The organism is Kitasatospora aureofaciens, from assembly GCF_001188955.3.
In the GTDB taxonomy this organism is placed as follows: Bacteria; Actinomycetota; Actinomycetes; order Streptomycetales; family Streptomycetaceae; genus Kitasatospora; species Kitasatospora aureofaciens.
The window spans coordinates 1-18,809 of the sequence record NZ_JPRF03000031.1; the positions used below are offsets into that span (position 1 = coordinate 1).

The 18,809-nt window shown below is 74.0% G+C and carries 19 protein-coding genes and 1 pseudogene; 7 read left to right on the forward strand and 13 right to left on the reverse strand.

Annotated elements, in window-relative coordinates; translation table 11 throughout:
* The 3 genes and pseudogenes from HS99_RS20115 to HS99_RS20125 form a co-directional block, all read left to right on the forward strand.
* Window positions 1-323, forward strand: a pseudogene (locus HS99_RS20115) (hypothetical protein); the annotation flags it as partial.
* A gap of 121 nt (window positions 324-444) precedes the next feature.
* Complete coding sequence (locus tag HS99_RS20120) at window positions 445-879, forward strand: sec-independent translocase (protein WP_030287429.1); 435 nt, start codon at window positions 445-447, stop codon at window positions 877-879.
* Window positions 880-1,092: 213 nt separating this feature from the next.
* A complete protein-coding gene (locus tag HS99_RS20125; RefSeq protein ID WP_030287431.1) occupies window positions 1,093-1,767 on the forward strand; it encodes a hypothetical protein in 675 nt (224 codons plus the stop codon).
* Between the two features lie 85 nt (window positions 1,768-1,852).
* Here the strand turns inward: HS99_RS20125 and HS99_RS20130 are convergent, their stop codons facing one another.
* The 4 genes from HS99_RS20130 to HS99_RS20145 all read right to left on the reverse strand — a co-directional run bounded on the left by HS99_RS20130 (window position 1,853) and on the right by HS99_RS20145 (window position 5,650).
* Window positions 1,853-3,013 carry an Mrp/NBP35 family ATP-binding protein gene (locus HS99_RS20130; RefSeq protein ID WP_030287433.1) on the reverse strand — a complete coding sequence of 387 codons (1,161 nt, stop codon included), beginning with the start codon at window positions 3,011-3,013 and terminating at the stop codon, window positions 1,853-1,855.
* 56 nt (window positions 3,014-3,069) lie between these two features.
* Entirely contained in the window at window positions 3,070-3,585 is a 516-nt protein-coding gene (locus HS99_RS20135; RefSeq protein ID WP_046386574.1) for a DUF1003 domain-containing protein, read from the reverse strand.
* 109 nt (window positions 3,586-3,694) lie between these two features.
* Window positions 3,695-4,981 carry a magnesium transporter MgtE N-terminal domain-containing protein gene (locus tag HS99_RS20140; RefSeq protein WP_030287437.1) on the reverse strand — a complete coding sequence of 429 codons (1,287 nt, stop codon included), beginning with the start codon at window positions 4,979-4,981 and terminating at the stop codon, window positions 3,695-3,697.
* 129 nt (window positions 4,982-5,110) lie between these two features.
* Window positions 5,111-5,650, reverse strand: a complete 540-nt coding sequence (locus HS99_RS20145) for a pyridoxamine 5'-phosphate oxidase family protein (protein ID WP_030554386.1) — start codon at window positions 5,648-5,650, stop codon at window positions 5,111-5,113.
* Window positions 5,651-5,824: 174 nt separating this feature from the next.
* Between HS99_RS20145 and HS99_RS20150 the strand changes: the two genes are divergently transcribed.
* Complete coding sequence (locus HS99_RS20150; protein ID WP_043387846.1) at window positions 5,825-6,754, forward strand: DMT family transporter; 930 nt, start codon at window positions 5,825-5,827, stop codon at window positions 6,752-6,754.
* 27 nt (window positions 6,755-6,781) lie between these two features.
* Here the strand turns inward: HS99_RS20150 and corA are convergent, their stop codons facing one another.
* Complete coding sequence (corA, locus tag HS99_RS20155) at window positions 6,782-7,903, reverse strand: magnesium/cobalt transporter CorA (RefSeq protein ID WP_030287444.1); 1,122 nt, start codon at window positions 7,901-7,903, stop codon at window positions 6,782-6,784.
* A gap of 405 nt (window positions 7,904-8,308) precedes the next feature.
* Between corA and HS99_RS20160 the strand changes: the two genes are divergently transcribed.
* On the forward strand, window positions 8,309-8,950 hold the full coding sequence (locus HS99_RS20160) for a suppressor of fused domain protein (protein ID WP_078939048.1): 642 nt from the start codon (window positions 8,309-8,311) through the stop codon (window positions 8,948-8,950).
* A 99-nt stretch (window positions 8,951-9,049) separates the two neighbouring features.
* Here the strand turns inward: HS99_RS20160 and HS99_RS20165 are convergent, their stop codons facing one another.
* The 5 genes from HS99_RS20165 to HS99_RS20180 form a co-directional block, all read right to left on the reverse strand.
* Complete coding sequence (locus tag HS99_RS20165; protein ID WP_030287448.1) at window positions 9,050-9,910, reverse strand: PHP domain-containing protein; 861 nt, start codon at window positions 9,908-9,910, stop codon at window positions 9,050-9,052.
* Window positions 9,911-9,970: 60 nt separating this feature from the next.
* A complete protein-coding gene (locus HS99_RS20170; protein WP_063736192.1) occupies window positions 9,971-10,609 on the reverse strand; it encodes a DUF6758 family protein in 639 nt (212 codons plus the stop codon).
* A 354-nt stretch (window positions 10,610-10,963) separates the two neighbouring features.
* The gene (locus HS99_RS45080) at window positions 10,964-11,110 is read right to left on the reverse strand and encodes a DUF8834 family protein (RefSeq protein WP_094742985.1); all 147 of its coding nucleotides are present in this window, start codon (window positions 11,108-11,110) and stop codon (window positions 10,964-10,966) included.
* A 391-nt stretch (window positions 11,111-11,501) separates the two neighbouring features.
* Entirely contained in the window at window positions 11,502-12,377 is an 876-nt protein-coding gene (locus HS99_RS20175) for an alpha/beta fold hydrolase (RefSeq protein WP_030287453.1), read from the reverse strand.
* 226 nt (window positions 12,378-12,603) lie between these two features.
* Window positions 12,604-14,616, reverse strand: coding sequence for a DEAD/DEAH box helicase (locus HS99_RS20180; protein WP_043387848.1), 2,013 nt, complete (start codon window positions 14,614-14,616; stop codon window positions 12,604-12,606).
* Between the two features lie 702 nt (window positions 14,617-15,318).
* Between HS99_RS20180 and HS99_RS20185 the strand changes: the two genes are divergently transcribed.
* Window positions 15,319-16,044, forward strand: a complete 726-nt coding sequence (locus HS99_RS20185; RefSeq protein ID WP_030287457.1) for a ferritin-like fold-containing protein — start codon at window positions 15,319-15,321, stop codon at window positions 16,042-16,044.
* A 15-nt stretch (window positions 16,045-16,059) separates the two neighbouring features.
* Here HS99_RS20185 and HS99_RS20190 read toward each other — a convergent pair whose 3' ends face one another.
* The 3 genes from HS99_RS20190 to HS99_RS20200 all read right to left on the reverse strand — a co-directional run bounded on the left by HS99_RS20190 (window position 16,060) and on the right by HS99_RS20200 (window position 17,541).
* On the reverse strand, window positions 16,060-16,386 hold the full coding sequence (locus HS99_RS20190; protein ID WP_063776500.1) for a hypothetical protein: 327 nt from the start codon (window positions 16,384-16,386) through the stop codon (window positions 16,060-16,062).
* Between the two features lie 133 nt (window positions 16,387-16,519).
* Entirely contained in the window at window positions 16,520-16,747 is a 228-nt protein-coding gene (locus HS99_RS20195; protein WP_030287462.1) for a DUF3107 domain-containing protein, read from the reverse strand.
* Between the two features lie 134 nt (window positions 16,748-16,881).
* On the reverse strand, window positions 16,882-17,541 hold the full coding sequence (locus tag HS99_RS20200; RefSeq protein WP_046386135.1) for a TetR/AcrR family transcriptional regulator: 660 nt from the start codon (window positions 17,539-17,541) through the stop codon (window positions 16,882-16,884).
* A 222-nt stretch (window positions 17,542-17,763) separates the two neighbouring features.
* Between HS99_RS20200 and HS99_RS20205 the strand changes: the two genes are divergently transcribed.
* A complete protein-coding gene (locus tag HS99_RS20205; RefSeq protein ID WP_033347674.1) occupies window positions 17,764-18,681 on the forward strand; it encodes an alpha/beta fold hydrolase in 918 nt (305 codons plus the stop codon).
* Window positions 18,682-18,809 lie beyond the last annotated feature (128 nt).

An 18,809-nucleotide genomic window follows, 5' to 3' on the forward strand; every position in this document is an offset into this window, starting at 1 on the left:
AGCCCGCCGCGGCCGCCGTCCGCCCCTCGGCGGCCCGCGGACGCCGGCTGGTGTTCGCCGCCGCGGGCGCCTTCTCGGTCGCCGCGGTGACCCTCGGCGGCGTCGGCGGCGGGCTCACCCAGGGCGAGGAGCAGCACGGCACCACGGTCAGCCCGGTCGGCGGCAGCGGCACCAGCGGCCGCACCGGTCTGGTCCCGATGACCGCGCAGGTCCCGGTGGACTTCCCGGGCCGCCCGGTGGCCGCCGACCGCGACCCGAACCCGTCCTCGTCCCCGGAGCGCTTCCTGGGCAACATCGCCGCCCTGCGCCAGCAGATCCGCTAGAACAGCGTTTGCCCGGGCCACCGGCCGGTCTTTACCACGGCTTCATCCCGCTGTGGACCAGGGACCCGCCGGTGGCCATTACGCTGTAGGAACCGTCGTCCGACGAGCTAGGGAGCAAAGGTTGTTCAGCGACGTAGGTGGGCTGGAGATCCTGACCCTGATCGTGATGGCGATCATCATCTTCGGTCCCGACAAGCTACCGAAGCTGATCCAGGACACCATGGGCTTCATCCGGAAGATCCGTTCCTTCGCCGACACCGCGAAGGAGGACATCCGCAGCGAGCTGGGCCCGGAGTTCAAGGACTTCGAGTTCGAGGACCTCAACCCCAAGACCTTCGTCCGCAAGCAGCTGATGGGCGACGAGCAGGACCCGCTGGGCCTGAAGGGCATGAAGGACTCGCTCGACATCCGCTCCGTCCTGGACGACAAGCCCGCCGCGCCGGTGAACGGCCGCGCGGGCAGCGTGGGTTTCGACAAGGCCGCCCCGGCGCCCGCCTCCGCCGGCGCCCCCCTGCAGCCCGGCGAGCGGCCCCCGTTCGACCCCGACGCCACCTGAGCGCACCGGGTCCCCACCCGGCGCCACCGCCCCGCCCGGCCGCCCGGCTGAGCGGGGCGGTGGCGTGTGCGCCGCTATTGTGCTGATTGTTCCCGCTGAGCCGTCCGTCACATCCGCGTCCGCGCGGACCAGGAACGGCCCCCGGGAACGCCGAGGTACGCCACCATGGGAGCGCGCCACGGCAGGCACACGTGCGTTTGAGGAGGCCCGGGGATGGACGCGACGAGTCAGGCGGGAGGGGCGACGGCCACGGCCGGCGGCCCGGTGGTCGGCGGGCAGGCCGGTCCGGCGGACCCGCTGCTGCCCTACCTGTCCGCCGACTTCCCCTGGTACGGCCTGGACGAAGGCTGGACCGGCCGCCGCTTCCTGATGCAGGCCGGCGCCGGCGGCGCCCGCGCCGGGGCGGCCGGCGTCGACTACGGCACCCTCGGCCACGGCGACGAGCCGGCCCGGCAGTTCGAGCCGCGCGACCTGCGGAAGTTCGCCGTCGTGGTCACCGTCGCCCGCCGGGGCAGCCGCCGCAGCGCCGACAACACCGGCACCCTGGAGGCGACCTCCGCCTCCTCCGCCGCCTGGCTGGCCGGCTCCGGCCTGCTCGCCGCGACCTGGCCCGGCCAGCTGGACCGCACGCTGCGCCAGGACTGGCTGGACCAGCAGAGCACCCTCGCCTGGGACCTCGCGGACGACCTGGCCGGCCCCGGCTGGTCCACCCTGAGCCTGCCGGTCAACGGCCTGCCGCAGCCCTTCCGCTACCGCGAGTCCGAGTACGGCTGGGTGCTCGCGGGCGAGGCCCCCGGCGTGCTGCTCGGCGCCTTCGGCCGGGGCGTCAGCGCCTACGGCATCGGCTTCTCCACCGTCCCGGACCTGAGCGGATACACCCGGCCGTAGCGCCCGTGGATACGCCGAGGGGCCGGGTGGTCACCACCCGGCCCCTGAGTCCGTGTCTCCCGGCGCGTCCGGTGTTCGCGTCCGGTCAGAACTTGTTCTTGGGCGTCAGTCCGAGCGACATCCCCGCCAGCCCGCGCTGGCGGCCGCCGAGCTTGCCGGCCACGGCGCGCAGGGCGGCGCCGGCCGGGGAGTCCGGGGCGGCCAGCACGACCGGACGGCCGTCGTCGCCGCCCTCGCGCAGCCGGACGTCGATCGGGATCGAGCCGAGCACCGGCACGGTCGCGCCGACGGTGCGGGTGAGCGCCTCCGCGACGGTCTGGCCGCCGCCGGTGCCGAACACGTCGATCATCTCGTCGCAGTGCGGGCACGGCATGCCGGACATGTTCTCGATCACGCCGACGATCTTCTGGTGGGTCTGCACCGCGATGGTGCCGGCCCGCTCGGCCACCTCGGCGGCGGCCATCTGCGGGGTGGTGACGATCAGGATCTCCGCGTTGGGGACCAGCTGCGCCACCGAGATCGCGATGTCGCCGGTACCGGGCGGCAGGTCCAGCAGCAGGACGTCCAGGTCGCCCCACCACACGTCGGCGAGGAACTGCTGCAGCGCGCGGTGCAGCATCGGGCCGCGCCAGACCACCGGGGCGTTGCCCGGGGTGAACATCCCGATCGAGATGACCTTCACGCCGTTCGCCTGCGGCGGCATGATCATGTCCTGGACCTGGGTGGGCCGGCCCTCGACGCCCAGCATGCGGGGCACGCTGTGGCCGTAGATGTCGGCGTCCACGACGGCGACCTTCAGCCCGTCCGCGGCCATCGCCGCGGCCAGGTTGACCGTCACCGAGGACTTGCCGACACCGCCCTTGCCGGAGGCGACGGCGTAGACCCGGGTCAGCGTGCCCGGCTTGGCGAACGGGATCTCCCGCTCGGGGGCGCCGCCGCGCAGCAGCTGGGAGAGTTCCTTGCGCTGCTCGTCGCTCATCACGTCGAGTTCGACCTCGACGCCGGTCACGCCGGCGACCTTGCCGACCGCCTCGCGGACCCGGGTGACGATGGTGTCGCGCATCGGACAGCCGGAGACGGTCAGGTAGACCGCGACGCGCACCGCACCGTCCTCGGCGATCTCGACCGATTTCACCATGCCGATCTCGGTGATCGGACGGTTGATCTCCGGGTCGTTGACGGTCGCCAGCGCCTGACGTACGGAGTCCTCCGTGACGCCGGCCGCGACCTCTGTCTCGTTGGCCATGCCTTGATGGTACGGCGCCGGGCGTACTGCTTAACCGGCCGGTAGCGTGCCGCCGGTCACAAGGACTCGGCGGCGTCCCGTCGTTCGTCGATCTCCTTGAGCAGCGACTGCAGCTCCGAGCGGATGAAGTCGCGGGTCGCCACCTCGCCGAGCCCGTGCCGCAGGGCGGCGACCTCGCGGGCGAGGTACTCGGTGTCGGCGATGTTGCGGTCGCTGCGGGCCCGGTCCTGCTCCATGTTGACCCGGTCCCGGTTGTCCTGCCGGTTCTGCGCCAGCAGGATCAGCGGCGCCGCGTACGAGGCCTGCAGCGACAGCACCAGGGTCAGGAAGATGAACGGGTACTCGTCGAAGCGCGCGGCCGGCGGCAGCATGGTGTTCCAGAGCACCCAGACGACGATCACCACCGTCATCCAGACGATGAACCGCCCGGTGCCGAGGAAGCGGGCGATCCGCTCCGACAGCACGCCGAAGGCCTCGGGGTCGTAGGAGGGCAGGGTGAGCAGGCCGGGGCGGGCGGTGCGCGGCTGGTCGAGCCGGACGCGGTTGGATCCGGTGATGGGGGAGGTCTCCAGGCGGTCCCGGCCGCCGCCCTCACGGGTGCGCAGTTCGCGCAGCTGGCGCAGTTCCCGCAGTTCCCCCTGCAGGCGCCGGCGCGCGGAGTCGCTCGGCCGTGCGTTGCGGTCACCGTCCACCGTGCATCTCCTCTCTGTCGTCGTCCCCGGCGTGCAAGTCGGCGTCGCGCCAGTCCTCGGGCAGCAGGTGGTCGAGCACGTCGTCGACGGTCACCGCGCCGAGCAGGTGGTCCGCCTCGTCCACGACCGGCGCGGCCACCAGGTTGTACGTCGCCAGGTAGCTGGTGACCAGCGACAGCGGGGTGTCCGGCGGCAGCGCGTCCAGGTCGTCGTCCACCAGCTCGCCGACCAGGACGTACGGGGGCTCGCGCAGCAGCCGCTGGAAGTGCACCGTGCCCAGGTACTTGCCGGTCGGGGTCTCGTTCGGCGGTCGGCAGACGTACACCTGGGCGGCCAGCGCGGGCTTGTGGTCGCGGATCCGGATCCGGGCCAGCGCCTCGGCGACCGTCGCGTCCGGCTCCAGGACGATCGGCTCGGTGGTCATCAGACCGCCGGCGGTGTCCTCCTCGTAGGACAGCAGGCGGCGGACCGGTGCGGCCTCCTCGGGCTCCATCAGCCCGAGCAGCCGTTCGGCCTCGTCGCCGGGCAGCTCGGAGAGCAGGTCTGCGGCGTCGTCCGGGTCCATCGCCTCCAGGACGTCGGCCGCCCGCTCCTCCTGGAGCTTGCCGATGATCTCGACCTGGTCGTCCTCGGGCAGCTCCTCCAGGACGTCCGCGAGCCGTTCGTCGGGCAGCGCGGCGGCCACCTCGGCGCGGCGCTTGGCGGACAGGTGGTGCATCACGCTGGCGAGGTCGGCCGGGCGCAGCTGTTCGAAGGTGGCGAGCAGGTTGGCCGCGCCCTGGTCCTGCTCGGGCAGCGAGAAGCCGGTGACGTCCTGCCAGTCCAGGGTGAGCCGCTCGCCCTTGCCCTTGCGCAGCCGGGAGGCCCGGCCGACCTGGACGAAGACCTTGCTGACCTCCCACTCGCGCAGCCGGGTCTGCACCATGCCGACGTCCAGCACGGTGACGTCCTCCCCGGTCTTGGTCCAGGTGACGGTGCGGTCCAGCAGCTCGGCGAGCACCAGGGTTTCGGCCGGGCGCTGCTCGAAGCGGCGCAGGTTGATCAGGCCGGTGGTGAGCACCTGACCGGACTCCAGACTGGTCACCCTGGTCATCGGCAGGAAGATCCGGCGCCGGGCGACGACCTCGACCACCAGACCGAGCACCAGCGGCGGGCGGCCGCCCAGACGCAGCGAGACGACCACGTCCCGGACCCGCCCGACCTGGTCGCCGTTGGGGTCGAAGACCGCGATGGCGGAGAGGTGGGAGATGAAGACCCGGGTGCCTGGCCCTGCCATGAACTCCCTCGACTCGCTCGACTCCGTCCGGCATGCGCCGGGGCGCACGTTCGGCCAAGGCTACCCGTGCGGCGTACGCCCGGCCCGGTGGGGCACGTTAGCGGTCACGGGCGTACTCGGCGTGAACCTTTAGCGGCGCTTGAGGAGCAGTTTGGGCAGCCCGGCCGGGATCGGCCGGCGGGTGGTGGCCGGGGTGGGCATCGGACGGGCGGCGTGCGAGCCGTCCGGCATCGCGCCCGGACGCTCGGTCAGCGCTCCGGCCGGCTGCAGCCGCAGCACCCGGCACTCGCGTGCCCAACGCTCGGCGATCGTGTCGGTGTCGGGCGCGTTCAGTCGCTTGCCCTTGAGCTCCTCGACGGCGCCCAGCCAGGCCTCGCCCTCGGGCGCCAGCTCGACGACCTCGGCGTCCCAGCCGGTCAGCCGGCCGCCCTTGTCCTTGCTGCGCACCGTGACCACGGCCCGGGCGCCCGCGGTCAGGCCGTGCAGCGGCTGCTCGGTGCCGTCGCCGACCACCACTACCGCGCCGTCGTGCCAGGCGTGCCACAGCGGGCGGGCCTGGGACTCGCCGTCCGCGCGTACCCACAGCAGTCCGGACTTCTTCGCGGCCTCCTCCAGCAGGGCCTGGTCGAGGAAGTCGTCGGCGGTCGTGGCGGCGGAGTTGCGGTCCATGGCGGACAGCGTACGGGTTTCCGGCCTCCGCCCGTCCGCCGGATGTCCACGTGCGGCCCGTCGGACGTCCGCCGGATGTCCCCGGACGTCTTATCCTCCGGGCGACAGTTCCATTGGCGGGCCACGGGCCTTACCGTATGACCGCCCCACCACCGCGACCAGCGAAGGAGCGCCGTGCCCGCCGCCCGGCCCGCGACCGCCCCCGCCCCTGCCACCGCCGCCGACCCGCGGCCCACGCAGCCGCTCCCCACCCTCGACCTGCTGCTGCTCGCCGTCTCGATCGGTGGCATCTCCTTCTCCGGCCCGCTGATCTCCGCCACCGCCGCGCCCGCACTGGCCATCGCCTTCTGGCGCAACGTCATGTCGGTCGGCGCCCTCGGCCCGTACGCCCTGCTGCGCCACCGCGCCGAACTGCGGGGGATCGGCCGCCGGGCACTGCTGCTCGCGGTCGCCGCCGGGGCACTGCTCGCGGTGCACTTCGCGCTCTGGATGCCCAGCCTGCGGATGACCTCGGTGGCCTCCGCCACCGCCCTGGTCACCACCACGCCGCTGTGGACGATCCTGCTGATGCGGCTGTTCGGCGTCCGCGCGCCGCGGATGGTCTGGCTCGGCACCGTCGTCGCCTTCGCCGGCGTGCTGGTGCTGACCGGCGTGGACCTCTCGATGTCCCCCCGCGCGCTGCTCGGCGACGCGCTCGCCCTCGCCGCGGGCTTGGCCGCGGCCGGGTACATGCTGCTGGGCGCCGAGGTCCGCAGGGCCGTCAGCACCACCGCGTACACCCTGGTCTGCTACGCCACCACGGCGGTCGGCCTGCTGGCGATCTGTCTGGTCACCGGGACGCGGCTGTCCGGCTGGTCGGCCGGTGCCTGGTGGCAGATCGTGCTGCTGATGGTCACCGCGCAGCTGCTCGGGCACTCGCTGAGCAACCGGGTTGTGCGCAACCTCGGTCCGTCGATCACCTCCACCGCGATCCTGCTGGAGACCCCGGGCGCGGCCCTGATCGCCGCCCTGTGGCTCGGCCAGTGGCCCCCGGCGGCCGCCTACCCGGCGGTGGTGCTGATCCTGCTCGGCCTGGTCCTGGTCGCCCGCGGCGGGCGCAGGTAGGCAGCAGGCGGGCGGGCGTCGCGGGCGCTACAGCCAGCCGTTGCGGCGGAAGCCCCGGTACATCCCGATGCAGATCAGCGTGATCGCGCCGAGCACCATCGGGTAGCCGTACGCGTGGTGCAGCTCGGGCATGTAGTCGAAGTTCATGCCGTACACACCGGTGATCATGGTGGGCACCGCGAAGATCGCCGCCCAGGCGGTGATCTTGCGCATGTCCTCGTTCTGCGCGACCGACACCTGCGCCAGGTTCGCCTGCAGCAGCGAGTTCAGCAGCTCGTCGAAGCCGTGCACCTGCTCGGTGACCCGGGCCAGGTGGTCGGCGACGTCCCGGAAGTACTTCTGCATGTCCGGGTCCACCAGCCGCTGCAGCGGCTCGGACAGCTGCTGCATCGGACGCAGCAGCGGCGCCACCGCGCGCTTGAACTCCAGTACCTCGCGCTTGAGTTGGTACACCCGACCGACGTCCGCGCTGCGCGCGCCCTTGGCCGAGAAGACGCCGTACTCGATCTCGTCCACGTCGTTCTGCAGCCGTTCGGCGACCAGCAGGTAGTTGTCCACCACGTGGTCGGCGATCGCGTGCAGCACCGCGGCCGGGCCCTTGGCGAGCAGCCCCGCCTCGTCCGCGTCCGCCTCCAGCCGGTGCCGCAGCTCCTGCAGCGAGCCGTGGCCGCCGTGCCGCACGGTGATCACGAAGTCCCGCCCGGCGAAGACCATCAGCTCACCGGTCTCCACCACCTCACTGGTGGGCGTGAGTTGGTCGTGCTCGACGTAGCGGATGGTCTTGAAGACGGCGAACAGCACGTCGTCGTAGCGCTCCACCTTGGGCCGCTGGTGCGCGTGCACCGCGTCCTCCACCGCGAGCGGGTGCAGGCCGAAGCGCTGGGCGATGCCCTCGAACTCGGCCCCGGTCGGTTCGTGCAGCCCGATCCAGCTGAACGACCCACTGCTGTCCGGGAGTTGGTGCGCCGCCTTGACCCGGCGGGCGGCCTCGCGCGGGCTGCAGGTCTCCCCGTTGCGCCGGCCGTGCTGGTACACCGCGCAGTCCACGACCGCCGAGCCGCTGCCCTCCGGCACGGCGTCGTACGCCCCGGCGGCGCCCCGGCGGCGGTTGGTGCGGACGGCGGCACGCAGGCTGTTGATCATCGACATGACAGGCTCCCTGGGAGAGGAGCCGTCGCACGGCGGCGCGGTAGGGCCGCGGGGCAGGGCCGTGGTGCGACGGCGCGGAACACCGGTGAAAAGGGATGAGGGGTGCTCTCCCGGCCGGTCCGTCCGCCGCCGGCCCGCGCCCTGGGCAACTACGGCTGGATCAGCCGCTGAGGCCGGAGGGGCGGGGGATGCGGGGAAGTCGGGTCCGGGCAGAGCTGCCGGTACTGCATGGTCGGCCGGTATCCACCGCAACCACCTCCTTCGCGCCGCCGCCCCGGGACGAACGATCCCGGTGGCCAGTCGCTCACCCTAACATCTGACCGAGCATCGGCGCCCGCGGGTTTCCCGGCCCCGCCCGTACGCCCCCGCGCGGACGCGCGGACCGCGCGGGTTACGCTCACCGGCATGGCGCACGACTTCCCGTCCTTCGGCGACCCCCACGGCGGCAGCTCCCCGGAACTCTCCCGGGAGGCGGTGCTGGCCGCCGTCGAGGCCCGGCTGATCACCACCTTCGGCGAGCCGAGCGGACGCGCCGCCGTCACCTTCCTCGGCACCGACCGGATCGAGGTGCTGCGCTTCGGCCCGGACGCCGAGGGACTGGTCCGCTACGCGACCCTCGGGATGTCCGCCGCTCCCATGGCCGACCCGACCGCGCTGGTCGCCGACCAGCTGCGCGGACCGCGCGCCGAACTGGTGCTGACGGTGCGCGGAGGACGCGACGGCGTGCTGCGCAGCCTGGCCACCTTCGCCGCGACCCCGCAGGTCGAGGGCCTGGTGGTGGCCCCGGGCGGCTCGCTGGACCTCGGCGCCCCGCTGTGGGACGGCGCCCCCTTCACCTCGGTGCTGGCCGCCGAGCCGGGCGGCCTGGTCGAGGACCTGGAACTGGCCGAGCCCGCCGAGCCGGTGCGCTTCCTGCCGCTGCTGCCGATGACGCCCAACGAGGCGGGCTGGAAGCGGGTGCACGGCGCGGCCGCGCTCCAGGAGCGCTGGCTGGACCAGGGCACCGACCTGCGCGACCCGCAGCGGCGGGGCGTCAAGCTCGACTGACATCCCGACCCCGGCCGGCCGCACCAACGTCAGGGCGTACGGCGCTGCCCACACGCCCTGACCGCGCTCCGGTACGCCGGGGCGCGACACCACGCGCCGTCAGCGCGTGATCGGCTTCGCCCCGGTCGCCTGGGCGAGCAGCGCCTCGTACACCTCCGGGTCGGTGGTGTGCTCGCCGAGCCGGACGGTCTTGCGGCCGCCGTGGTAGTCGCTGGAGCCGGTGACCAGCAGGCCGAGGTCGCCCGCCAGGCCGCGCAGCCGCCGCCTGGTCTCCTCGTCGTGGTCGGTGTGGTCGACCTCCAGCGCGGCCAGCCCGGCCGCCGCGAGGTCGGCGATCACCTGGTCCGGGACCGTCCGGCCGCGCTTGACCGCGCCGGGGTGGGCGAACACCGGCACCCCGCCGGCCGCCCGGACCAGCCGGACCGCCGCCACCGGGTCGGTCTCGTGCTTGCGGACGTCCGCCCGGCCGCCGTTGGCCAGCCAGTCCGGGGTGAAGGCGTCCGAGACGGTGCCGACCACACCCGCCTCGACCAGCGCGCTGGCGATGTGCGGGCGCCCGACCGAGCCGGCCCCGGCGATCCGCTGCACCTGCTCCCAGCTGATGTCCGCCCCGAGTTCCCGGCAGCGCTCGACGACCGCCCGGCCGCGCCGGAACCGGTCGGTGCGCACCAGCTCCCGCTCGCGCGCGAACTCCGGCTCCTCGGGGTCGAACAGGTACGCCAGCAGGTGCATGCTGATGCCGTCCACCACGCACGACAGTTCGGCCCCCGGGACGACGGTCAGCCGGGTGCCGTCCGGCAGCGCGTGCACCGCGTCGGCGGCCTCGGCGTGGCCGGCGACGGTGTCGTGGTCGGTCAGCGCGACCACGTCGAGGCCGGCGACGACCGCCGCCCCGACCAGCTCGGCCGGGCTGTCGGTGCCGTCGGAGGCGTTGCTGTGGGCGTGCAGGTCGATGCGCACGGGGCGGACTCCTGGAAGCTCGGGGTGCCGCCCAGGATAGGCCGTCCGGCTGTCGTGCGGTCAGCCCAGCAGCCGGGGGGAGAGCGCCCCGCAGGGCAGCAGGTCCAGTTCGGCGCCGGCCTCGCGCAGGTCGGTGAGCACCAGTTCGTCGTACATCACCAGGGCGGACTGCTCGGGCCAGGCGATCGCCCAGATCCAGAGCCCGCGGGCCTCGCCCACGAACACCGCGCGGTCCGCCGGGGCGTCCGGGACGTGGAACATCGGAGTGGGCCGCCCGGCGGCCATCAGCTTGGCGTCGGCGGGTTTGTACAGGCCGACCGAGTCGCCCGGGTCCGGCCCCGGGAGTCCGGCGTAGCGGGCACCGAGCCCGACGCCGAGCTCCTCGGCGACCAGCACCAGCTCGCCGAAGCCGCCGAGCGGGGCGGGCCCGGAGCAGGCGACGGCGGTGGCCCGGGCGCCGGAGACGTCGTCGCCGACGTGGGCGATGCCGGTGTAGAGCCAGCCGACCGGGAGCGGCCAGGGCAGCCAGACGGGGACCTGCGAGCGGGCGACGGCGACGCCCAGGGCTTCCACGCTCGGGGGCAGCACGGGCTGCATCGGGTGAACGGCTCCGTGCCGGTCGCACTGCCAGGTGTCCGAAAAAAGACCGGGGGCGCGGACCCGACCGGCGCACCTCGGGCAGCTTGGCTCGCCCCTCATAGCCGACAACGCTCCTCCCTCCGGTCCGCCGCGTCAAGGACGATCACCCGTACGGACGGCTCGGCGGCACTGTCGGTGCTGGACGCCCGGCCGGCGCGGGTGGGGTGCGGCACGGGCGGCGGTCCCCGTTGGGGGATGTCCCGTGGCGGGTGGCGGCAAACGTCCCGGGGCCGGGGCGGGGGGGTGCCGGAAGTCGGGGCGGCGCCGGAAGTCGGGTCGGGGCCGGACGCACTGACGCCCCGTCATCGGCGATCGCGGTGACGGGGCGTCAGTCGGGTATCGGTACGTCCGGATCGGACGCTCCCGGCTCGTCGGCGGCGGGTGGGGCCTCCCGTTCGGAGGCGCCGCGCTGGGTCAGACGGTCGGGCACGGGCGGATGAGCAGGCGTTCGCCGGTGCGGGCGGCGTCCTGGACGAGCTCCCGAACGGTCTCGGCGTCGGCGATCACGCGGTCGGTCGCGGAGCCGTCGACGTCGTCCAGTCGGAGGATCTCGAAGCGCATGGGCTTGGTCATGGGCGTCTCCTTTCCGGGCCCCGGCATGCGGGGCGGTTGCGGCTGAGTGGGTATCAGCCCTTTCGGGGTCCTGCGGATCCGGCGCTGGAGCCGGATCGGGCGGGTCGTACGTGCGGCGGTCTGCTGCGGCAAGGGCTCCCCCTGCTTGCCTGGTGCGTCCAATGCCTGGTGAACCACGGTGTCGTGGCGGTGCTACCGGGCCGTTGCCCGTCCGTAACGCCCGGGTTTCGGCTGATCGGTACCCGGTGCGGGCCGGCGATGATTCCCGGACAGAATCAAAGATTACCGTAACTAACGAATTTTGTCCTGCGTTGAGACCGGTCGAACCGCCGGAAGTGGTAGAGACCACTTCGGTGGGGCTGCCGCTCGGCGGCGCCGCTCAGGCCCAGAACGCGGCCAGCGCCCGGGCCGTTGCGGCCGGCTGCTCGGCGTTGGGGGAGTGCCCCGCGTCCGCGACCACCACCCGGCGGGCGCCCAGCCGCTCCGCCATGCCGCTCTGCTCCGGCACCGGCCAGGCGTAGTCCCGCTCCCCGGACAGCACCAGCACCGGCAGCGCCCCGGCGGTCACCGCGGCCAGCTCGTCCACCCGGTCCGGCGCGGCCACCAGGTGCCCGCCGGTGACGGCCAGCGCCCGCGGCACGTTGGCCACCCAGCGGCGGTGCAGGAACTTCGCGACGGCCGGCTCCAGGACGGGCTTCGGCTCCCCGCTGCTCTCGTCCATCTGCCGCATCACCTGCCAGATCTCCTCCAGGGTCATCACCGGCAGGACGTCCAGCAGCAGCTTGGTGCGGGCCGCCTCGGCCGGGTCGATCGGCCCCGGGCCGGTGGCCATCAGGGTCAGCGATCGCCAGGGCAGCGGGCCCTCCGCGGCCGCCGCGAGCACCGCCTCCCGGACCACCTGGCCGCCGAAGGAGTGCCCCAGCAGGTGCAGCGGGCCGTCCTGCGCCAGCACCTCGGTCAGCGCCCGGACGTCGGCGCCCAGCGCGTCGACGGTGTACGCCGCGTCGTCGTCCGGTCCGCCGGTCTCGTACTGGCCCCGCTGGTCCACGGCCGTCACCCGGTACCCGGCGGCCACCAGCGGTTCCAGCAGCGCGATGAAGTCCTCCTTGCTGCCCGTGAACCCGGGCACCAGCAGCGCCGACCCGCGCACCGGCCCGTCCGGCTCCGCCCGCAGCGCGGCGAACTCCCCCCGCGCGGTCACCACGCGCTCCGCCCGGGCGCAGTCGGGCAGGGTCAGGAACGGCGGAGTACTCATCAACGGCTTCCCTTCCGCGACAGCGACTCCCCGAGCGTATGCCGTCCCGGCACCCCGCCCCACCAGCCGGGACGCCCGCGTGGCGTGTCGGCTTCCCGGCCGTGCGCACAGGCTGCGCGGGCCGGGGGCGGGAGCCCCGGGGCGTCGTCCTCGTCGTGCGGCGCGGAAAAGCCCGAGGGGGCGGACCGGGCTGGGGACCCGGTCCGCCCCCTCGGGGCGGGGTGTGTCAGCCCTCCGGAGTGGTCTCCGGGGTGGCCACGGCCTTGCGGGTCCGGGTGCGCTTGCGCGGAGCCGGCACCTCGGCGGCCGGGGCCTCGGCGGCCGGGGCCTCCGGGGCGGTCTCGGCGACGGCCTTGGGCTTGCGCGCGCGGGTCCGGGTGGCCGGCTTCTCCTCGGCCGGGGCCTCGGTCGCCGCGGCGGCCTCGACGGCCTCCGCCTTGGGCTTGCGGGTCCGGGTGCGCGTCGCGGGCTTCTTCTCGGCCGGTGCCTCGGCCGGAGCCTCAACGGGGGCCTCGGTCACGACGGCCGCCTCGACGGCCTCGGCCTCCGCCTTCGGCTTGCGGGTGCGGGTCCGGGTGGCCTTCTTCTCGGCCGGGGCCTCGGCGGGAGCCTCGACGACCGCGGCCGCCTCGACGGCCTCGGCCTCGGCCTTCGGCTTGCGGGTGCGGGTCCGGCGCGGCTTCTCCTCGGCCACCGGCTCCGCCACGGCCACGGCGGCCTCGACGACCGCGACGGCCTCGGTCACGGCCTCGGCCGCCACCGCGGCGGTCTCGTTCACCGCGGCGCCACCGCGCGAGCGGCGGCGACGGCGGCGCGGAGCGGTGTCGCCCTCGGCACCCTCGACGGCCGGAGCCGCCTCGGTCACCGCGGCGGCGACAGCGGCCGTCCCCTCGGCGCCCTCGGCGAGCTCCGCGCCACGGCGGGTGCGGCGGCGCTCACGGGTACGGCGCGGCTTCTCCTCCGCCGCCGGGGCCTCGACGGCGGGGCGGCCGGAGCCGCCACGCCCGCCACGGCCACCGCCGCGGGCGGGGCGGGCGCCCCGTCCGCCGGTCTCGCCGAGGTCCTCGATCTCCTCGGCGCCGAGACCGGCCCGGGTGCGCTCCGAGCGCGGCAGCACGCCCTTGGTGCCAGGCGTGATCTTCAGCAGCTCGTACAGGTGCGGCGAGGTGGAGTAGGTCTCCTCCGGCTCGTTGAACGGCAGGTCCAGCGCCTTGTTGATCAGCTGCCAGCGCGGGATGTCGTCCCAGTCGACCAGGGTGACGGCGGTGCCGGAGGCGCCGGCCCGGCCGGTGCGGCCGATCCGGTGCAGGTAGGTCTTCTCGTCCTCGGGGCACTGGTAGTTGATGACGTGGGTGACGCCCTCGACGTCGATGCCGCGGGCGGCCACGTCGGTGCAGACCAGCACGTCGACCTTGCCGTTGCGGAAGGCGCGCAGCGCCTGCTCGCGCGCGCCCTGGCCGAGGTCGCCGTGGACGGCGCCGGCCGCGAACCCGCGCTGGGTCAGCTGGTCGGAGACGTCGGCGGCGGTGCGCTTGGTGCGGCAGAAGATCATCGCCAGCCCGCGGCCGTCGGCCTGCAGGATGCGCGAGACCATCTCGACCTTGTCCAGCGAGTGCGCACGGAAGATGTGCTGCTCGATGTTGGCGACGGTCGTGCCGGTGTCGTCCGGGGCGGCGGCCCGGATGTGGGTCGGCTGGCTCATGTACCGGCGGGCGAGGTTGATGACCTGGCCCGGCATGGTGGCCGAGAACAGCAGGGTCTGCCGCTTGGCCGGCAGCATGGTGATGATCTTCTCGACGTCGGGCAGGAAGCCCAGGTCGAGCATCTCGTCGGCCTCGTCCAGGACCAGCGCGCGGACCTTGGACAGGTTCAGCTTCTTCTGCCCGGCCAGGTCCAGCAGGCGGCCCGGGGTGCCGACCACGATGTCGACGCCCTTGGTGAGCGCCTCGACCTGCGGCTCGTACGCCCGGCCGCCGTAGACCGCGAGCACGCGGACGTTGCGGACCTTGCCGGCGGTCTGCAGGTCGTTGGTGACCTGGGTGCAGAGCTCGCGGGTCGGGACGACGATCAGCGCCTGCGGGAAGTCGGAGAGCTGCTCCTCGGTGGCCCGGCCGGCGTCCACGTCGGCGCGCACGGTGCACCGCTCGATCAGCGGGAGGCCGAAGCCGAGGGTCTTGCCGGTGCCGGTCTTGGCCTGGCCGATGACGTCGTGGCCGGTCAGGGCGACCGGGAGGGTCATCTCCTGGATCGGGAAGGGATGGACGATGCCGACGGACTCGAGCGCCTCGGCGGTCTCCGGGAGGATCCCCAGATCCCGGAACGTCGTCTTGATGGGTTCAGCGGTGGTGGACAGGGTGCTGCCTCTTCCGTTTTCGGAGGGGCCGAGAGCGAGCGGCGGGCGGGCAGCCGCGCGGCTGCGTACGGGCCTGGGCGGCCCCGAATACAGCTGCGCGGACGCACAACCGCGCCGGTCCCTGCGGCCGGCCGGTGCGCGCGGCCCGATGGCGGGGCGCGTCGCCGGCGGCGTCGGGGAGGGTTCCCGTGAGGGACCTGCGCGGGACCTCCGCCAGGGGGCGTGGTCTCGGCGGCCCTCGCTCGGCCACTGATGCGGTGCCAAGGCTTGAAGTCCAAGCCATGGTCGGAGCCGATCGGCTCTCCGACCGGGCATCCGCGTACGTGAGTACCCGTGCCTCCGGTGCGGACACGTCCGAGGGGGACGGCGCCGCTAGGGAGCGGGCTCGTGCGGGTCACCGAGACGGCGGCGACACCGTGCGAACACGACGGGGCTCCGTACCACCATACAGTCAGGCGACGACTCGAACACGTGACGCGTCTGACATCGTTCCCGGCGAGCGGGCCGCGAGCGGCCGATCCCGCAGGTCACCCGGTTGTCCCGGGCGGTGCGGCGGGGGTTCGAGGACAGGCCTTAGGGTGACGGGTCATGGAGACCCATGGTGAGACGCAGGACGGTGCCGACTCGATCGGCGACTGGGCCACGTGCTCGGCCGAGCCGGGCTACCGCGCGGCGGTGCTGGATCTGCTCGGCGCGCTCGCGTACGGCGAGCTGAGCGCCTTCGAGCGGCTCGCCGAGGACGCCAAGCTGGCGCCCGACCTCGCCGACAAGGCGGCGCTGGCCCGGATGGCGTCCGCCGAGTTCCAGCACTACCAGCGGCTGCACGACCGGCTCGCCGAGATCGGCGCCGACCCGCAGGAGGCGATGCGCCCCTTCGTCGAGCCGCTGGAGCTCTTCCACCGGATGACGGCGCCCTCGGACTGGCTGGAGGGCCTGGTCAAGGCCTACGTCGGCGACGCCATCGCGACCGACTTCTACCGCGAGGTGGCCGTCCGGCTGGACGACGACACCCGGGAGCTGGTCCTCGGCGTCATGTCCGACACCGGCCACGGCCAGTTCGCCGTCGACAAGGTCCGCCAGGCCATCGAGGCCGACCCGCGGGCCGGCGGGCGGCTCGCCCTGTGGGGCCGGCGGCTGATGGGCGAGGCGCTCAGCCAGGCCCAGCGGGTCGTCGCCGAGCGGGACGCGCTGTCCAACCTGCTGGTCGGCGGCGTCCACGTGAAGGGCTTCGACCTGGTCGAGGTCGGCAAGATGTTCAACCGGATCACCGAGGCGCACACCAGGCGGATGGCCGCCCTCGGCCTCGCGTCCTGACGGGCAGGCCCCTGGCTAGGCCGGCCGGTGCCGCCGCGGCGCGCGGTGGGCGCCGGCCCGGTGCGGGCGGTGCCGGTGCGCCGGGGCCCGCCCGGCGGCCAGGTCCGGCCGGGCCAGCAGCGAGGTGAGCACACCCGCGGACAGTGCCGCGAACGCCACCGCGACCACCGGGTGGCGCCCGCCCAGGCAGAAGTGCGCGACCGCCCCGCCGAGCAGCGCCGCCGCCAGCGCCGTCCCCGCCACCGTCGGGCGGGAGGCCCGGAAGTACCCGGGCAGGCCCAGCAGCGCGGCCGCGGCCACGACCAGGCCCACCAGCGCGAAGGCGATCGATTCGACCAACAAGGCGGCCTCCCGGGGGACGGGCGTACGGCACCGGCGCCGTACCTGTCGCCGTACCCCGGCCGATCCGTCCGTACACACGACGGTGCCCCGCTCCCGGTGGGGAACGGGGCACCGAAGGATGAGCGGTGGCGCCTCAGAGGGTGCCGAAACCGACCTTGCGGGCGGCCTGCTCGCCGATCTCCACGTACGCCAGGCGCTCGGCCGGGACGATGACGCGGCGGCCGTGCTCGTCGGTGAGCGAGAAGAGCTTCGAGGAGCCCTCCAGTGCCTTCGCGACCGCGCTCTCGATCTCATCGGCAGTCTGCGAGCTCTCGATCACGATCTCGCGCGGCGTGTTCTGCACGCCGATCTTGACCTCCACGGCTTCCGTCCCTCCGGGGTTGCAGCCTCCACGCGCGGGCACCGGAGCGCCTGGAACAAGCGTTCGCGGCGACCGCGCCGTACGGCTTCACCATAGAGCACCCGATCACCGCCCCGGCGAAGGTCAGCGGATCGTCAGCGCTGAGCGGAACCCTCCGCCGTGAGGTCGCCCGGGTGCATCGGGAAGCCCTTCAGCCCCCGCCAGGCCAGACTGGCGACCAGCCGCACCGCCTCGTCGCGCGGGATCTCCAGCCCCTGCGACAGCCAGTACCGGGCGGTGATCTGGGCCAGGCCGCAGACCCCGGCGGCCAGCAGCTTCGACTCCGACTCCGGCAGGTCGGTGTCCTCCTGGATCACCTTGCTGACCAGCGTCGCGCTCGCCTCGGAGGCCCGCTCCACCCGCTCGCGCACCGCCGGCTCGTTCGTCAGGTCCGACTCGAAGACCAGCCGGAAGGCGCCCGACTCGCTGGAGACGTAGTTGAAGTACGCCTCCATCGTCGCGGCCACCCGCAACTTGTTGTCGGTGGTCGTGCCCAGCGCCTCGCGGGTCGACTCGACCAGGGCGTCGCAGTGCTTGTCCAGCAGCGCCAGGTACAGCTCCAGCTTCCCGGGGAAGTGCTGGTACAGCACCGGCTTGCTCACCCCGGCGCGGTCGGCGATGTCGTCCATGGCGGCCGCGTGGTAGCCCTGCGCGACGAACACCTCCTGGGCGGCACCGAGCAGTTGTTCACGGCGGGCGCTTCGCGGCAGGCGGGCACCGCGCGGGCGCTCCTGCGCCTCCTGGATGGCCGTCACGGCGCTCCTCACTTCGGGCTTGTTCGGGGCTGGCAAGAGGGCCGATTCTACTTTTCGGTAACCGCGCCCGCGTTCGGCGAAGGCGAGAAAAGCTGCCCGGTCCCCTTGTCAGGAGCCCACAATACGGCGCTGACCTCGGCCCCGGCAGTGGTGTGACGAGGGATGGGACAGCCGCACCACCCCCCGCCGCCGCCCACCCGGGGCTCACTACCATCGTCCACCATGAGCAGCGCTGAGCAGCAGGTACGTACGGTCGAGGTCCCCGGCGCGGTGCTCGCGGTGCACCGGCCCGCCGAGGCGCCCCGGATTGCCGCCGGCCGCACCGACGGGCGCCAGCCCGGGCTCTTCGTGCACGGACTCGGTGGCTCCGCCGCCAACTGGACCGCCCTGATGGAGCGGCTCTCCGGCCTCGTCGACGGCGAGGCCGTCGACCTGCCCGGCTTCGGCCACTCCGACCCGCCCGCCGACGGCAACCTCAGCCTCTCCGGCCACGTCCGCGCCGTCATCGGCTACCTGGAGGCCTCCGGCCGCGGACCCGTCCACCTGTTCGGCAACTCGCTCGGCGGCGCCGTCGCCGTCCGCCTCGCCGCACTGCGCCCCGACCTCGTCCGCACCCTCACCCTGGTCTCGCCCGCCCTGCCCGAACTGCCCCCGCAGCGCTCCGCCTGGTCCACCGGCCTGCTCGCCCTGCCCGGCCTGCCCGCGCTGCTGCGCCGGCTGCCCGGCGGCCGGCGCGACGCCGAGGCGGCCACCGAGGACCTGCTGCGCCTGGTCTACGGCGACCCGGCCGGCCTCAGCCCGGTCGCCCGGGCCGAGGCGGTGGCCGAGTACCGGCGCCGGATGGACCTGCCGCACGCCATGACGGCCCTGGTCGGCTCGGCCCGCGGCATCGTCTCCGCGTACACCGAGCGCGGCGACCAGGCGCTGTGGCGCCAGGCCGAGCAGGTGCAGGCGCCGGTGCTGCTGGTGTACGGGCTGCGCGACAAGCTGGTCGCCTACCGCTCCGCCCGCCGGGCCTGCGCGGCCTTCGCCGACGCCCGGCTGCTGGTGCTGCCGGAGTCGGGGCACGTGGCGATGATGGAGCACCCCGACGCGGTCGCCCGGGCCGTGCGCGAGCTGATCGCGGCCACCGCCCGCTGAGACGGACGGGGAGACCCGGCGCACAGCGCCCGCTAACGCCCCGGTCGTGGGCGAGGTCACGGCGGTTCACTCGTTCAGGTGGCACGCAGGCATGTGAGCGATGGGTGACCGCAGGCCGGTCCTACCGT

What these genes read in the sequence shown, in the direction of transcription:
- HS99_RS20125 (WP_030287431.1), top strand. Translation starts at nt 1,093, where the DNA reads ATGGACGCGACGAGTCAGGCGGGAGGGGCGACGGCCACGGCCGGCGGC.
- HS99_RS45080 (WP_094742985.1), bottom strand. Translation starts at nt 11,110, where the DNA reads ATGCGCTTCGAGATCCTCCGACTGGACGACGTCGACGGCTCCGCGACC.
- HS99_RS20130 (WP_030287433.1), bottom strand. Translation starts at nt 3,013, where the DNA reads ATGGCCAACGAGACAGAGGTCGCGGCCGGCGTCACGGAGGACTCCGTA.
- HS99_RS20170 (WP_063736192.1), bottom strand. Translation starts at nt 10,609, where the DNA reads ATGAGGGGCGAGCCAAGCTGCCCGAGGTGCGCCGGTCGGGTCCGCGCC.
- corA (WP_030287444.1), bottom strand. Translation starts at nt 7,903, where the DNA reads ATGTCGATGATCAACAGCCTGCGTGCCGCCGTCCGCACCAACCGCCGC.
- HS99_RS20205 (WP_033347674.1), top strand. Translation starts at nt 17,764, where the DNA reads ATGAGCAGCGCTGAGCAGCAGGTACGTACGGTCGAGGTCCCCGGCGCG.
- HS99_RS20175 (WP_030287453.1), bottom strand. Translation starts at nt 12,377, where the DNA reads ATGAGTACTCCGCCGTTCCTGACCCTGCCCGACTGCGCCCGGGCGGAG.
- HS99_RS20185 (WP_030287457.1), top strand. Translation starts at nt 15,319, where the DNA reads ATGGAGACCCATGGTGAGACGCAGGACGGTGCCGACTCGATCGGCGAC.
- HS99_RS20180 (WP_043387848.1), bottom strand. Translation starts at nt 14,616, where the DNA reads ATGACCCTCCCGGTCGCCCTGACCGGCCACGACGTCATCGGCCAGGCC.
- HS99_RS20140 (WP_030287437.1), bottom strand. Translation starts at nt 4,981, where the DNA reads ATGGCAGGGCCAGGCACCCGGGTCTTCATCTCCCACCTCTCCGCCATC.
- HS99_RS20145 (WP_030554386.1), bottom strand. Translation starts at nt 5,650, where the DNA reads ATGGACCGCAACTCCGCCGCCACGACCGCCGACGACTTCCTCGACCAG.
- HS99_RS20160 (WP_078939048.1), top strand. Translation starts at nt 8,309, where the DNA reads ATGGCGCACGACTTCCCGTCCTTCGGCGACCCCCACGGCGGCAGCTCC.